Origin of the sequence: Limosilactobacillus sp., assembly GCF_051873035.1 — a bacterium.
Classification (GTDB): domain Bacteria; phylum Bacillota; class Bacilli; order Lactobacillales; family Lactobacillaceae; genus Limosilactobacillus.
Map to the genome: position 1 here is coordinate 15,216 of NZ_JBJEEL010000010.1, position 15,096 is coordinate 30,311.

The 15,096-nt window shown below is 47.9% G+C and carries 14 protein-coding genes; 3 read left to right on the forward strand and 11 right to left on the reverse strand.

What is annotated here, in order from left to right:
• Position 1: 1 nt before the first annotated feature.
• From purQ to purC, 3 genes are read right to left on the reverse strand one after another with little or no spacing between them, the layout of a single operon-like run.
• On the reverse strand, positions 2–682 hold the full coding sequence (gene purQ, locus ACI31H_RS00880) for a phosphoribosylformylglycinamidine synthase subunit PurQ (RefSeq protein WP_439770113.1): 681 nt from the start codon (positions 680–682) through the stop codon (positions 2–4).
• Positions 682–930: a phosphoribosylformylglycinamidine synthase subunit PurS gene (gene purS, locus ACI31H_RS00885; protein ID WP_439770114.1), complete on the reverse strand. Its 249-nt coding sequence runs from the start codon at positions 928–930 to the stop codon at positions 682–684. Before purS ends, purQ begins: the two co-directional genes overlap by 1 nt.
• Entirely contained in the window at positions 930–1,649 is a 720-nt protein-coding gene (purC, locus tag ACI31H_RS00890) for a phosphoribosylaminoimidazolesuccinocarboxamide synthase (RefSeq protein WP_439770115.1), read from the reverse strand. Before purC ends, purS begins: the two co-directional genes overlap by 1 nt.
• A 317-nt stretch (positions 1,650–1,966) precedes the next feature.
• On the opposite strand from purC, the gene ACI31H_RS00895 reads away from it, so the two are divergent.
• Positions 1,967–2,494 (forward strand): GNAT family N-acetyltransferase, encoded by a 528-nt coding sequence (locus ACI31H_RS00895; RefSeq protein WP_439770116.1) that lies wholly within the window; start codon positions 1,967–1,969, stop codon positions 2,492–2,494.
• On the opposite strand, the gene ACI31H_RS00900 is transcribed toward ACI31H_RS00895, so the two are convergent.
• From ACI31H_RS00900 to ACI31H_RS00920, 5 genes are all read right to left on the reverse strand, one after another.
• Positions 2,478–2,657, reverse strand: a complete 180-nt coding sequence (locus ACI31H_RS00900; RefSeq protein ID WP_439770117.1) for a hypothetical protein — start codon at positions 2,655–2,657, stop codon at positions 2,478–2,480. The two genes, ACI31H_RS00895 and ACI31H_RS00900, sit on opposite strands and share 17 nt — an antisense overlap.
• A gap of 58 nt (positions 2,658–2,715) precedes the next feature.
• The gene (purB, locus tag ACI31H_RS00905; protein WP_439770118.1) at positions 2,716–4,011 is read right to left on the reverse strand and encodes an adenylosuccinate lyase; all 1,296 of its coding nucleotides are present in this window, start codon (positions 4,009–4,011) and stop codon (positions 2,716–2,718) included.
• A gap of 69 nt (positions 4,012–4,080) precedes the next feature.
• Positions 4,081–5,232 carry a 5-(carboxyamino)imidazole ribonucleotide synthase gene (gene purK, locus ACI31H_RS00910; RefSeq protein WP_439770119.1) on the reverse strand — a complete coding sequence of 384 codons (1,152 nt, stop codon included), beginning with the start codon at positions 5,230–5,232 and terminating at the stop codon, positions 4,081–4,083.
• On the reverse strand, positions 5,198–5,683 hold the full coding sequence (gene purE / locus ACI31H_RS00915) for a 5-(carboxyamino)imidazole ribonucleotide mutase (protein ID WP_439770120.1): 486 nt from the start codon (positions 5,681–5,683) through the stop codon (positions 5,198–5,200). Before purE ends, purK begins: the two co-directional genes overlap by 35 nt.
• An 89-nt stretch (positions 5,684–5,772) precedes the next feature.
• Entirely contained in the window at positions 5,773–6,768 is a 996-nt protein-coding gene (locus ACI31H_RS00920) for a helix-turn-helix transcriptional regulator (protein WP_439770121.1), read from the reverse strand.
• A 99-nt stretch (positions 6,769–6,867) separates the two neighbouring features.
• On the opposite strand from ACI31H_RS00920, the gene ACI31H_RS00925 reads away from it, so the two are divergent.
• Positions 6,868–8,928, forward strand: a complete 2,061-nt coding sequence (locus tag ACI31H_RS00925; RefSeq protein WP_439770122.1) for a glycoside hydrolase family 31 protein — start codon at positions 6,868–6,870, stop codon at positions 8,926–8,928.
• Positions 8,929–8,948: 20 nt separating this feature from the next.
• Complete coding sequence (locus tag ACI31H_RS00930; RefSeq protein ID WP_439770123.1) at positions 8,949–10,337, forward strand: glycoside-pentoside-hexuronide (GPH):cation symporter; 1,389 nt, start codon at positions 8,949–8,951, stop codon at positions 10,335–10,337.
• Between the two features lie 144 nt (positions 10,338–10,481).
• Here the strand turns inward: ACI31H_RS00930 and ACI31H_RS00935 are convergent, their stop codons facing one another.
• The 3 genes from ACI31H_RS00935 to ACI31H_RS00945 form a co-directional block, all read right to left on the reverse strand.
• Positions 10,482–12,374 (reverse strand): L,D-transpeptidase, encoded by a 1,893-nt coding sequence (locus ACI31H_RS00935; protein ID WP_439770124.1) that lies wholly within the window; start codon positions 12,372–12,374, stop codon positions 10,482–10,484.
• Between the two features lie 355 nt (positions 12,375–12,729).
• Positions 12,730–12,933: a hypothetical protein gene (locus ACI31H_RS00940; protein WP_439770125.1), complete on the reverse strand. Its 204-nt coding sequence runs from the start codon at positions 12,931–12,933 to the stop codon at positions 12,730–12,732.
• 333 nt (positions 12,934–13,266) lie between these two features.
• Positions 13,267–14,928 carry a formate--tetrahydrofolate ligase gene (locus tag ACI31H_RS00945; protein WP_439770126.1) on the reverse strand — a complete coding sequence of 554 codons (1,662 nt, stop codon included), beginning with the start codon at positions 14,926–14,928 and terminating at the stop codon, positions 13,267–13,269.
• Between the last annotated feature and the right edge of the window lie 168 nt (positions 14,929–15,096).

The window sequence follows — 15,096 nt, forward strand, 5'->3', positions numbered from 1 at the left end:
TCTATTCCTCCACTCGTGCACGACCGTTTTCCAACAGCGACTTAAATAACCGTAGTCCATCAGTATTTCCTAGGATGGCTTCGACTGCCCGCTCGGGGTGGGGCATCATTCCCAGAACGTTTCCCCGGCGGTTAGTAATCCCCGCAATGTTACGGAGGCTACCGTTGGGATTTTCCTCGGCATAACGGAAAACTACTTGGCGGTGGGCCGCCAAATCGTCTAGTGTCGCCTGGTCAGCATAGTAACTACCGTCAGCATGGGCAATTGGTAGGGCAATCCGTTCATGGGCCTGGTATTGTTTGGTAAATAGGGTTTGGTTATTGACGACTTCCAGCGGTACCGTCTTGCAAATAAACTGCTGACTATCATTACGCTTCAAGCCCCCTGGTAACAACCCGGCCTCGGTTAAAATCTGAAAACCATTGCAGGTCCCGAAAACGGGCTTTCCCTGCTTGGCCATCTTTACTACGGCACCCATCACCGGTGCAAAACGGGCAATGGCACCCGCCCGCAAATAGTCACCATACGAGAAGCCCCCCGGTAACATCACCGCATCATAATCATCCAGCTGGTCTTGCTTATGGGAAACATAGTCCACATCGGCATGGCAAGCCGTGGCGAGGGCTTCGTAAATATCAATGTCACAATTAGAACCAGGAAAAACGATTACCGCAATCTTCATTAGTCTTCCTCCATTACTTGGTAGGTATAAGTTTCCATATTGAAGTTAACCAGCAATTGGTCGGCAATTTCCTTCACGGTTGCGGCTACTTGGTCGCCGGTCGCGGCTACCGTAATGTCAAAGAACTTCCCAACCTGGACATCTTTAACCTCGTCATGGCCCAAGGTGTGGATGGTCTTTTTAATTGTGTCCCCCTGGGGATCAAATACGGACGGCTTGTAGGTAACGAAAATCCGAACTTTAGTCATTAGTCTTCCTCCGCAATTGCTTTTTGTAACCGATCCAAAACTTCATCATAGGTGGTCGTTAAATCGGCCAGGTCCCGCCGGTAAACATCCTTATCCAGGTGGGCGTTAGTTTTCAGGTCCCATAGGCGGCAGTTGTCCGGCGAAAATTCATCGGCCAAGACGATCCGGCCATCACTGAGGTGACCAAATTCCAACTTAAAGTCCACCAGCCGCATCCCGGCCTGGGCAAATAAGTGGGTCAACAGGGTGTTAACTTCGCGGCAAATCCCCCACATTTGCTCTAGCTCCCAGTGCGTTGCAATACCGAGTGCGATTGCGGCTGATTCATTGATAAAGGGGTCATCAAGCTGATCACTCTTGTAGAAGGTTTCTTCTACCGGTGTCGTCAGGCCAGTGCCTTCTTTTAGGCCATAGCGGCTCGCAAAGTGGCCCGCGATGATATTCCTGGTAACGAATTCTAATGGAACCATCCGGCACTTTTTGACCAGCTCTTCGTTATCGGCCAGCTTCTTAATGAAGTGGGTTTGAATACCATGACGGATCAAATATTGGAAAACCAGGGTTGAAATAGCATTGGCGGCCTTCCCTTTTCCCGCAAAGTGGTCCTTTTCCTTCCCGTTGAGGGCCGTGGCCTGGTCCATGTAAACGACCCGCAATACTTCGGGATCTGTTGTCTGCCACATTTGCTTAGCCTTACCGGTATACAATAACTTTTCCATCTTTTCGCCGACTCCTTCTGATAAAAACCGAATATTTTCAAGACACAAGCGAATTTAATTCGCTCTTTTACGTAATCAATATACTATTTCACAATAATGGTGTCAACATAATACGCTAACTTTATGTATTTTGTTCGGCGAGATAGTTCGTGTTTTGGCGAAAGGAGACTTTAAATAGGACTCGAAATCAGTTAATTATCCGTAAAAAAAGCTTCTCATATTCTAAGGCAGAATATGAGAAGCTAAAATTCTTAGGTTAACCGCATAATTAGCGCTACAATACTAGTAAATTAAAACGTATCAAGGAGGAATCCCTTGTGATTGAACATAATAAGATCCAAATTCGTCGGGCCCAGCCAAGTGACCGTCAGACAATCATTGATATCTATAACGAGGCGGTCCTGGCCGGAATTGCCACCGACGAAAGCCAGCCCGTCACCGTCGCTGCCCGGCAAGGTTGGTTTGACCAGTTTGATGCCCGGCACCCGCTTTGGGTAATTTGTGTCCAGGGCCACGTCAGCGGCTGGTGTGCATTAGAACACTTTTACGCCCACCCCGCCTACCGTGACTCGGCAGAAATCGCTATCTATATTCGTCGGCAGTCCCACCGGCATGGTCTTGGACGAGCCCTATTAAATTATGCCGACCAGCAGATCAAGGCCCACCTGCACTTTAAGACAGTAGTTGCCTACATCTACGAATACAACCGCCCAAGTCAGGGCCTCTTTGCTAGTTGTGGTTATGAAAAATGGGGCCACCTGCCGGCCATTTCTAAAGTTGACGGCGAATACCGGGAGCTCAAGGTCTTTGGTAAGAACTACCCCACTATTAAGGCCGGCGCTTAATTAGACAAGCAACCAGGAAGATGAGCCCGAACGCCTGGCAACCAAAGTCTAGCCACCGCCCTAGTGGGTCCTGATCAGTTGCCAGGTCAACTAGGGGCATCAATACCAGGGCCAGGCCAAACAGAAAGCTATTAGTTTTATAAAAGTGACGATTAAATTGCATGTTGAATTACCTGAAACAGCTCCTGACGATCAAAATAAACGCCAGGAGCTGTTATTTTTTAGTCTAAGCCAACCCGCTTGTAAATATCATCGACGTGGCGAAGGTGCCAGTGGTAGTCAAAGGCATCGTCTAAGTCTTCCTTAGTCAGTTGCTTTTGAATCGTCGGATCAGCTTCCAGTAATGGGCGGAATGGTACCTGGTCGGCCCAACACTTAGCCGTGTAAGGCTGGATCAGGTCATAAGCGGCTTCCCGGCTCATCCCGCTGTTAACTAACTTCAAGAGAACCCGGCCACTGTAGATCAACCCCAGCGTCTTGTCCATATTCTTCTTCATCGTTTCTGGGAAGACATCCAGGTTCTTCAGGATTCGACCGAAGCGCCGCAACATGTAGTCGATCAGTGAAGTTGAATCCGGTAAAATCATCCGTTCAGCACTGGAGTGGGAAATGTCCCGTTCGTGCCACAAAGGAACATCTTCGTAGGCCGTTACAATGTTGCCACGGAGAACCCGGGCACAGCCGCAAATGTTTTCCGAGCCAATCGGGTTCCGTTTGTGCGGCATGGCAGACGAACCCTTCTGGCCCTTAGCAAAGTGTTCTTCGACTTCGTGAATTTCGGTCCGTTGGAGGGAACGGATTTCGGTAGCCATTTCTTCCAGGCTCGTGCCGATTAAGGCAATCGTCGCGATGTATTCGGCATGCAGGTCCCGTGGCAAGATCTGGGTAGAGATTTCTTGGGCACGGAGGCCGAGCCGCTTGCAGACGTATTCCTCAACGAAGGGATCGATTTCCGCAAAGGTCCCGACCGCACCAGAGATCTTACCGGCCTCAACACCACGGGCGGCATGTTCAAACCGTTCCTTGTTCCGCTTCATCTCTGAGTACCAACGGGCCGCCTTCAAGCCGAAAGTGGTTGGTTCCGCGTGTACACCGTGGGTCCGGCCCATGCAGACGGTGTACTTGTACTTCTCGGCCATTTCCTTTAGGACCGCCATAAAGTCGTCGATGTCCTTACGGATAATATCGTTGGCCTTCTTCAGGCGGAGGCCCTGGGCAGTATCAACAACATCGGTACTGGTCATCCCGTAATGGACCCACTTTCTTTCGGGACCCAGGGACTTAGAAACATCCCGGGTAAACGCAATGACATCGTGGTGGGTGACCGCTTCAATCTCGGCAATCCCCTCTACGCTAAACTTAGCATTCTTCTTGATCTTTTCAACATCTTCAGCCGGAATGTGCCCGAGCTTACTCCAGGCCTCATCCGCCGCAATTTCTACTTCCAGCCAGCACTGGTACTGGGTCTCCAGGCTCCAGATCTTTTTCATTTCTGGACTAGTATAACGATCAATCATCAGTCAAAAGTTCCTCTCTATACTTATTCTGCACCTATTATCGCACAGGACCGGGATTCGCCCAAGTCCTTACTTATCCCAAATATGGGTGGCCGCAATTTCGTTTAGCGTCTGGTCAACATCGTCAGTTAAAATCGTCACATGCCCCATCTTGCGGTTATGACGAATTTCCGCCTTACCGTAGTCATGAAAATGCCAGTATGGTTTTTTAGCGATCTGGTCACGCACCCCCTGGACGTGTTGGCCCAAGACATTCACCATTACAACGGGATGTAAGAGGCTAACCTTGGGCAGGGGCCAGTTACAAATCGCCCGGTTATGGATGGCAAACTGGGAGAAGTCACAGGCCTCAATGGAGTAGTGACCCGAATTGTGGGGACGGGGAGCGAGCTCATTGATGTAGATCGTACCGTCGTGGCCGACAAACATTTCAACCCCCAGGATACCGCGGAGGTTAATTGCGTGGGCAATTTTAACTGCCATCTGTTGCGCACGTGCTTGCAGCTCTGGTGAAATTCGGGCCGGCACAATGCTAATGTGGAGAATCTCATTATGGTGAATATTTTCCGCAACCGGGAAGACGGTTACCTCGCCGTTTTCATTCCGGCCCACCATCACAGAACATTCAAGCTGAAACGGTACCCACCCTTCCAGGATGGCATCCTTGGTCGATAAAATCCCCGTGCACTTTGCTAAATCGGCTTCACCTTGTAAAACTTCCTGGCCATGGCCATCATAGCCACCCTCGCAGGTTTTAAGGACACAGGGATAGCCCAGTTTGGTTACCGCCTGTTGTAGGTCAGCCTGATTTCGTACCGGCAAAAACGGGGCCGTCTTCAGGCCGGCATTCCGTAGAAAGGTCTTTTCGCGAAGACGGTTCTTCGTCGTGTACAACAAGTGGGTCCCTTGCGGCACGTAAGCCTGATCGGCGACGTCACGGAGGGCATTGAGGTCCACGTTTTCAAATTCATAGGTTAAGACATCGGCACGCCGTGCTAGTTCTTCAATCGCCTTGACATCAGCGTATTCTGCCACGATCTGGTCATCGGCCACCTGGCCAGCGGGACAGTGCGGGGTCGAATCCAAGATGATAACCTTCATCCCGGTTTGCTTAGCATCCAGTGCCATCATCTGGCCTAGCTGCCCGCCACCGATGATTCCAATTGTTTGTCCCTGTTGAATCATCTTAGTCAAGGTGGGCACCGCTTTCCATGGCTGCATCGTGCATCTGCTGGCGGTAGTCAACAATTTGCTGTTGAATTGTTTGGTCAGTGATCCCCAGGATCTGTAATGCTAACAGGGCCGCATTTTTAGCTCCGGCAACGCCAATCGCCGTGGTTGCTACCGGAATCCCCGCCGGCATCTGCACAATTGACAAGAGGGAGTCCATACCACCCAAGGCCTTAGTTTGGCCCGGAATCCCAATTACCGGCAAGGGGGTATTAGCCGCAATCATCCCTGGGAGGTGGGCTGCACCCCCGGCACAAGCAATAATGACCTTCGTTCCCTTAGAAACTGCTCCCTGGGCAAAGGCGAACATTTCCTTAGGCATCCGGTGCGCCGAGATAACGTTTTTATCATAGTCAACGCCAAACTGGTCAAGGATCTGGCAAGCCGCCTTAACCGTTGGCCAGTCCGACTTACTGCCCATTACAACACTGATTTTACTCATCACACTACCTCCTTCAGAACTGCCTTAAGGATACCAGATCGCAGTGTGTTCTTCAATGATATTTACGAACAAAATTATTATATATTATTTTAATGTTCGATTTTATTTTTTGGCCACTTTAACCCATCCTTCATCAACTGGTCCATTATCTTATCTGAAACCGGAATAACCGGATCATATGTCGGTGTAGAAACCCGATAATTAGTAGTCATTTTTCGATACTGAAGAGGGCTTACCCCAAAGTGCTTTTTAAAGGTCCGTGAAAAGTTTTTACTGTCCGGAAAGTGAGCTTGTCCCGCAACTACATATACCGGCTCATTACCTAATGCTAGAAGGTGCTTGGCATACTCCAGACGCTGTTCTAGTAAGAATTCATAGAGCGAAATATGGTACATTTCCTTGAATTTACGATTTAAATAGGGAATCGAAAATCCCCAAATACCATTGAGGTCATCTAAGCGATCGATCTCCAAAAAATGGACTACCAAATACTTATGGACACTTTCGGCCACATTAATATGGTCCGTATTCTTCTGCTGGCTGCGTACTAACTCAGCGTAATCGGCACTCATGAGTATTAGGAATTGGGCAATTGCTAAATCAGAGTAATAACTATTCCCCATCTTTTCGGTATTAATTAATTCAAGCGCCGAGCTAATTACCCTGGGTGCGTTATATAGGTAACCATGCTGCGGTAGGGATGCCTCCTCAACACGTGCAGGCGAATACCTTTCCGTGATCTGGGCTTCTTTGCGTGGAAAGAAGTGAATCCAAATATACTTTGTCCCTACCGGGAGTTTTCTAAATCCTTTTGCCGGTTTAAAAGGGGGAACGATCAAATATTCATTGGTATGAATTGAGAATTCATGGTTAGCAATTGAAAGGTAAACTATCCCGCGAAGAACTATCAATAAGCCATAGTTCCCCGGTTGAATCAGCTCCTTACGCCGCCATTCTCGTGTTCCTTGAAAGATACCCGAAACATAATAAAACGGAATTTTTTTAAGGTTAAATTTAAAAAACTGGTTCACCAATATCACCTCTTTTTTGAAAAAGGTTAGTTCGTTTTCAACACTATCTAACATTATATCGCTGTTGTACAGTATTTCACATTTTATATAATAAAGTCGTAAGCGCTTACCAAATAGATTCTAATAAGAATGATTTGGGAAGAAGGATAAAGCATGGAAATCTACCAGGAAAACGGCTGTTTATACCAGCTTAACAATGGCGAAAAAATTGAGGTACGTCCTTGGGGTGACAATAGCTTCCGGGTACGGAGTACTAAGTTTGATAACTTTACGGGCCATAAAAACGCCCTGACGATGCCAATTAAAGAAACGCAGCCTGCCAAGATCACGCTTGGTGCTAATGGTCATGCCGGAGCAATCACTAACGGAAAGATCACTGCTAAATTTGATGTTTACGGTAATATTGCGTTCTTTAACCAGGACAATAAGCTCCTGTTGCAGGGGTGGCAACGTACAAGAATTACCGCAATGGATCCCGGAACCGATGATTATAAGATGAACCACTTTAATAGTGCACTCGACTTGGATTGGCATGAATTTAAAGGGATCGCCGGTGGTGACTTTAAACTCCATGTTCGTTTTGAAGCCGATCCTGATGAGCGGATCTATGGAATGGGACAATACCAGCAAAACTTTCTCAACCTAAAAAACGCTAAATTAGAATTAGCGCTTCGCAACTCCCAGGCATCCGTTCCCTTCTATCTTTCAAGTAAAGGATACGGATTTTTATGGAATAATCCTGGTGTTGGTGAAGTTTCCTTTGCTAAAAACTTAACTGACTGGAAAGCCAGAGCAACTAAGGAAATGGACTTTTGGATTACCGCTGGTGACACCCCGCACCAAATCGAAGAACAATATGCCGCCGTCGCGGGAACTGTCCCAATGATGCCAGACTACGCAATGGGTTACTGGCAATGTAAGTTACGTTACCAGACTCAAGATGAGCTTCTTTCCGCTGCCCGCGAATTTAAGAAACGGAACCTGCCAATTAGTGTTATCGTGATCGACTTCTTCCACTGGCCAAAGTCTGGTGAATGGTGCTTTGACAAAGAGTATTGGCCTGATCCCAAGGCAATGATTAAGGAACTGCACGAAATGGGAATCAAGCTAATGGTCTCCGTTTGGCCAACGGTAGATAAAACTAGTTCCCACTACCAGGAAATGCGTGATAAAGGTTACCTGGCGCAAGTCGAACGGGGGGTTCCAATTACAATGGACTTCCTCGGTAATAATGGTTTTGCCGACTTTACTAATCCCAAGACTCAGCAATACGTCTGGAATCTTCTGAAAAAGAATTATTACGATCAAGGCGTGGACCTCTTTTGGCTTGATGAAGCGGAGCCCGAGTATTCAATCTACGACTACGATAATTATCGTTACCACGATGGCAGCGTACTTGAGGTTGGCAATCGCTTCCCCGTTGGCTACTCGAAGATGGTTTTCGATGGCATGAAAAAGGAAGATCCCAAGCATCAAGTTATTAACCTTGTCCGAAGTGCCTGGGCCGGCAGTCAACGTTATGGTGCCCTAGTATGGTCCGGTGATATTGATTCTAGTTTCCGCGCCCTACGTAACCAGCTTTGCATCGGCTTAAACATGGGAATCGCCGGCATCCCTTGGTGGACTACTGACATCGGTGGTTTCCTCGGTGGAAAGACAACCGACCCTAAGTTCCATGAACTAGTTACCCGGTGGTTCGAATTTGCAACCTTCTGTCCCGTTATGCGGATGCACGGTGATCGTGAACCACACGCTAAACCACTAGGAACTACCGGTGGCGGTAAAATGCCATCCGGTGCCCCAACCGAACCATGGGCATATGGTGATGAGGTCTATGAAATCATGAAGAAGTACATGGTTCTCCGTTACCAGATGCATGACTACATCAAGCAATTGATGCAGGATGCCCACGAAAAGGGAACCCCGGTTATCTCACCGCTCTTCTACCATTATGATCAAGATAAAGAAGCCTGGCAGATTGAAGACGAGTTCATGTTTGGTCCACAAGTACTCGTTGCGCCGGTCCTTCATGAAAAAGAAAGTGAACGTTCTGTCTATCTCCCAGCCGGTTACCAATGGACTGATATTTATACTGGCAAGAGCTACAACGGTGGTCAACGGCTCACTGTTAAGACACCGCTTAACCAAATTCCGGTCTTTACGCGGACCGATAAGCCAGTTAAAGAGCTCTTAGAATTTGGGAAAGAAATGTAGGATAAGGTGAGGTGGCAAAAATGAGTAATTCGAACACTTCACTTGCCAACGGGCCACTGCCGTTTCACGAAAAATTCGGTTGGGCAATCGGTGACCTTGGTCAAAACCTGATCATTCAAACGGTCAGCACGTACTTACTGTTTTTCTATACTAACGTCTACGGTTTACCGGCCGCTGACGCAGCAACCATGTTTCTAGTTGTTAGAATGATCGATGCCATCAACGATCCAATTGTTGGTACATTCGTCGATAAACACAATACCAAATGGGGGAAATATCGTGGTTACCTCTTGATCACTTCAATTCCGTTGGCAATCATGGCAACACTTTGCTTTTACGTGCCCAATTTTGGTAGCGTCGGTAAACTAGTCTATGCTTACGTTACTTATGTGGGGATGTCATTGATCTATACAACCGTTAATATCCCCTACGGTTCCCTAAATGCATCTATGACCCGGAATAACCAAGAACTTATTTCAATGAATTCGCTGCGAATGTTCCTCGCCCAAATCGGTGGAATTCTGGTGACATTCGGGATTCCGATCTTTGTTAAACTGTATTCCGGTGGCTACTATTCCGGTGTGCATGCCGAAAAGGGCTGGTTCTTAACGATGATGAGCTATGGTGTCTTAGCAGCGGTAATCCTATTGTTTACCTTTAGTCAATCAATTGAACATATCCACATGGACACCACGGATGAAGCTAATATCAAGGTTAGCGACCTATTCCGTCAGCTAAAGATCAATCATCCGTTACAAATCCTTGCAACCTTCTTCATCATTACGTTCGGCCTAATGTCAGTCACTGGCGCAGTTGGTGCCTACTATATGACCTATAATGCTAACAACCCAGATTTAATGAAGTGGTATAACCTAATCGGATTACTACCAATCTTTATCGTCTTACCAATTCAACCAAAAATCAGTAAGAAGTTTGGTACCCAGGCACTAATGCAAACTAGTTTAATAATTTCGATTCTGGGTTCCCTAATGATGTTCTGCACACCGGCAACCAATCTTTTCATGACGTTTGCTGGTCACGCTTTGCAAAACTGTGGGATCCTTTTCGCTGAAACTTATGAGTGGGCCCTTGTTCCACAAACGATTACCTATGGTGAGTGGAAAACCGGTAAGCGCGAAAACGGGATCGTTAATGCCATCGTCGGTTTCTTCTTCAAATTTGGGATGGCCCTCGGTGGTATTATTCCAGGGTACGTTCTGGCAGCATTTGGTTTTGTCGCTAACCAAACACAGACTGCCCACAGCTTGTTTGGGATTAAGCTGCTAACTACCATTATTCCGGTAATCTTAACCGTTTTAGCAATGGTGGTCTTCCACTTCTACCGTTTGACTAACGAAAAAGTGGAAAAGCTTAACCAAGAAATCATTCAGCGCAAAGCAACTAAATAGACTTTAATAACTACAAGTGGGGCCGGCGATTCTGACGCGCCACTCCCCAATAAACACAAATAGGCGTCAAGCGTTCGGCTTTTTCCCGAATGCTTGACGCCATTTGTATATTGCATTATTGAGTTTTAATTCATATTACCGACCTTAGTTGTCAATGACGACCCGCGTTCCAGTTGGTACATTATGCATGAACCAGTAAGCATCTGGAACGGACAGCCGGATACAACCGTGCGATCCTTGGTTGACCCCTAACTGTGAAGCCTCATATGGCTTGTAATTACCACGGGCATCAGTTGGAACAGTATGGAAGAGGTAAACCCCATGTTGTAAGAACGAGGTCCAGTAGTTAGCCCCTTCACCGAGAGAACCGTTATAGAAGCTGTTCCCCCGTTCCGCTTGAACGTAGAAGGTTCCCGTTGGCGTGGTGCTGACACCGTTTTGGTAGTAACCAGCCGTGCAATACATCGTGTAAACCACGTTATTACCGTCCATCAGGTAAACCCGGTTTTGCCCAATCCGGACATGAATCCAGAAGTTACCTAACTGACGAACGTTTGGATACGGGGCATATTCGGATGGTTGCCGGTAGTCAATCGGCAAGCGCATTAAGCCCAGTGAAACTAGTCCAGACCTGTAGTCACTAAAGTTACCGTTACCAGCCGGGTCATCGGTGAAGCGATGAATAATGTAAACCTGTTGGTGCTGCAGGTTAGCAGGCATATTAAAGCCTAGTTGATAACCTGAACGGTCGCTGTTGTAAATGCCCGGATAGACCTTAGCAACGTCAGCACGGCTCCGGTTAATGTCTAATACTCGCTGCCGGTATAATTCCTGACCATTTTGGTTTAAGAAGATTAGGTATTCGTAGGGTTTATTGACTGCTTGGTTGCTAGCGTGCCAGCCGGAAACGTACAAACCATTTCCGTTGACCTGGACCTTATCAAAATTACCAGCATTAGAGCTAGTCGCCGGAACATATTGATCAACAAAGTTACCGTTGCCGGCCGGGTCATCGGTAAAGCGCAAGATGACCTGCATTGTCCCGTTGACGGCCGTCGGATTTAGGGCAACCAACGTTGAAAAGCCACTATTGGCACTATCATAAATACCACTGTATACCTTGGCAACGTCTGGACGACTAGCTAACTTAACCGCTGTCCGACCGACTTCCTTACCGTTATTCAGTACAATCACGTAGGCATATGGGCGGTGCATTGATTGTTGACTCGCCATCCAGCCGGTAACTTTCAGACCGTCCTTGGTCATTTGCATACTATCAATCGAGTAGGCCTGTTGGTTCGTCGGTAGCGTCACCTTAAAGGAGCCATCATTGTAGTTACCTTCAGGGTTAATGCCGTTATTATCACTATTGGTTGAGGACCGACTAGTAACAATGTAGTTATGTCCCGGAACTAGCTTAAGCTTGGCAAGGTCAAAGCTGGCCGTAAAGCCACTGTTTTCTGCTCCCGGAACATTTGGATAAACCTTGGCAACGTCCGGACGGTGCACAATCGTTGCCGGGGCCGCGGCTAATAGTTCATTGCTTTCCATATCGTACAGGAGAATGGTCTGCTGGTTTTCAAACGGCATGACGGTTGTCACATGCCAACCCGTGACCACTAGGTGCTGACCATCACTAATGTCAAAGTTATCTAAGTTTTCCCAGTTTTCGACTCTTCCATTAGTCAGCGGTGCAAACCAGTAATCAATATAGTCACTATTACCATCAGTCGAAGCGGAATAACGGCTGACGACCTGCAATTCATGGTTGAAGTTAATATTAGTTAACGGTAGCTGCACGTCAAACCCGGACTGACCGGCACCAGCAATGGTCGGAAAGACCTTGGCGACATCGGGACGAGCAAGGTTAGTTACTTCTTGACGTGTAACCTCGCGACCACTGGTCTGGTCATAAATAATGATAAAGTGGTGTGGTTTATTCAGGGCCATGTTCGTCGCGTGCCAACCAGATAATACGAGGTGGTTATTATTAACCGTCGCGTGGTCAAGGTTGGCCCGGTTCTGCTGGTCAATCATAATTGGTGTGAACCAGTAGTCAACCGCATTACCATTCCCCTGAGCATCATCAGTATAACGACTGACAATTTGAACCTGGTTTAGATTGGTTAGCTGTTTACTCAGGTCAAAACTAGTATTAAAACCAGAAGCAGCTGCGCCATAGACGTGGTGGGCCGCCGCAACATCCGGACGGCTAACCGCTTGTTCAGTGACGTTTTGCCGACCGATCTCACTATTAGTAGCCCGGTTGAGGGCGATAATATAGTGATATGGACGATCCTGTGAAGCATTGGTGGCGTGCCAACCGCTGACCGTTAATTGACCATTAGCATTAATTTGTGCCTGATCAAGGTAAGCATAGTTTCCCCGGTCATTAGGATCGGCTTGCGCCCCCCCAATTTTGAACTTGCGCCTCAGGGGCCGCTTGACTGCTTGCCTGCTGGGTTACCGTAACATTTTGACCTTGATTAGCATCAGCAGAAACATTATTTTGGTTTACCCACAGCAGGAATGCACAGCTCGTCAACGCTGCACAGCCGGCCGCCACCTTCTTAGCGTGATTAAAATCAATAAGCAATTGAAATCCTCCCTACATTATTAAACTAGTAAAATAAAATCCTCAGATAGGTTCATTATACCACCATTCGGCCCGCAAACTGGCACCGGTTACAATTCCTTAACTGCAAACGGTCCTAAGCGCTTAGAAAGTTTCCAAACGCTTAGGACCGTCTTTTTAGTAAAGGGACGTGACATAAGTCCCTCTGTATAGATCAAAAGCGAACAACGCGGTACACAAATGAGGTCCAGAGTCCGGCAAAGCCGAACTCTGGACCTCTATTTGTGCTCGCGGGGGTTCGAAAACGAAGTCGTAACCGACTTCTGTCTCACTCCCTTAACCGCTTTTATATTCTTAGAACAAACCGGTAATCTTACCATTCTTATCAATGGTCATGTTAACGGCAGCTGGCACCTTTGACAGGCCCGGCATCGTCATCATGTTACCCGACAATGCCACAATAAAGCCCGCACCCAACTTTGGTACCAGGCCCCGGATATGGAAAGTAAAGTCTTCCGGTGCCCCGAGCTGGGTCTGGTCATCCGTAAAGGAGTACTGGGTCTTGGCAATGCAAACCGGCAGTTTATTCCAACCGAGCTCACTGAACTGCTTCAGTTGCCGCTGGGCCTTCCGGCTAAATTCAACATCCTTGGCCCCGTAAATCTTGGTAGCGACAGTCCGGATCTTCTCTTCCGGTGTGGCGTCTAGGCTGTACAACTCGTGGAAGTCACTCTCCTGGTCGGTCAACCGAACCACTTCTTTAGCCAGGTCATGCGTACCGGCACCGCCCTTCGCCCAGGCATCGGCCGTTACCACATTGACACCGAGTTGCTTACAGTTGTCTTCAATCAGCTTGATTTCGGCCGCGGTATCAGTTGCAAAGTGGTTAATTGCCACCACCAATGAGACCCCGTAACGCTGCATATTCTTGATGTGGCGGTTAAGGTTGGCCATCCCCTTTTGCAACTCTGCCAAGTGCTCGTTCTTAAGGTCGGCCAGGTCAGCACCACCGTTGTATTCCAATGCCCGCACGGTAGCCACAATCACTACCGCATCCGGGTTCTTACCGAGGACCCGCCGCTTAATGTCCATGAACTTTTCGGCCCCCAGATCGGCACCAAAGCCGGATTCCGTTACGGTGTAATCAGCCAACTGTAACGCGGTCTGGGTGGCGAGAACACTGTTACATCCGTGGGCGATATTGGCGAATGGTCCCCCGTGAATGATCGTTGGGGTATGGTCCAAAGTTTGCACCAGGTTCGGCTTGATCGCATCCTTGAGCAAAATTGTAATGGCATCCGCAAAGCCGAGCTCGGCGACCGTTACCGGCTTCTTATCATAGGTATAACCGACCACGATCTGGCCAACCCGCTTCTTTAAGTCCATCAGGTCAGTGGAAAGGCACAAAATCGCCATCAGTTCCGAAGCCGCCGTGATATCAAAACCGGTCTGCCGGGGAACCCCCTGCATTAGGCCACCTAAACCGGTAACCACGTTCCGGAGGGCCCGGTCGTTAACATCTTCCACCCGCTTCCAGATAATCCGCCGGGGGTCTAAGCCCAATTCATTATCCCGCATCACGTAGTTATCAACCAGGGCCGCCAAGGTATTGTTGGCACTAGTCAGGGCGTGGAGGTCACCTGTAAAGTGCAGGTTAATGTCTTCCATTGGAACCACTTGGCTGTAGCCACCACCCGTGGCACCACCTTTAATCCCGAACACTGGACCCATGGACGGTTCCCGCATCGCAATGATGGTCTGGTGGCCTAGTTGGTTCATCGCATCGCCCAGGCCAACCAGGACGGTGGACTTACCTTCACCAGCAGGCGTGGGATTAATCGAGGTGACTAATACCAGCTTATGCTTCTTGTCTGGGTGGGCTTTAACTGGCAAAGTGATCTTGGCCTTGTACTTACCGTATTGCTCAATATCATCCTCGCCTAGGCCAATTTGTGCAGCTACTTCCTTAATCGGCTTCATTTCCGCTTGGTCAGCAATTTCGATATCCGTCATCATCGCAACCGTCCCCTTTCAACATTCACGAACTTTATTGTTAAATTATAGATATTTGTTTGTCTATATAGACAAGATACTGTATTTTCTGCAGTATGTAAACCTCTTTTCACGAATAATTAGCTAATTTAAGTAAATTAACCAGCTACTTAAGCTTAGCTGTTCTCAGAG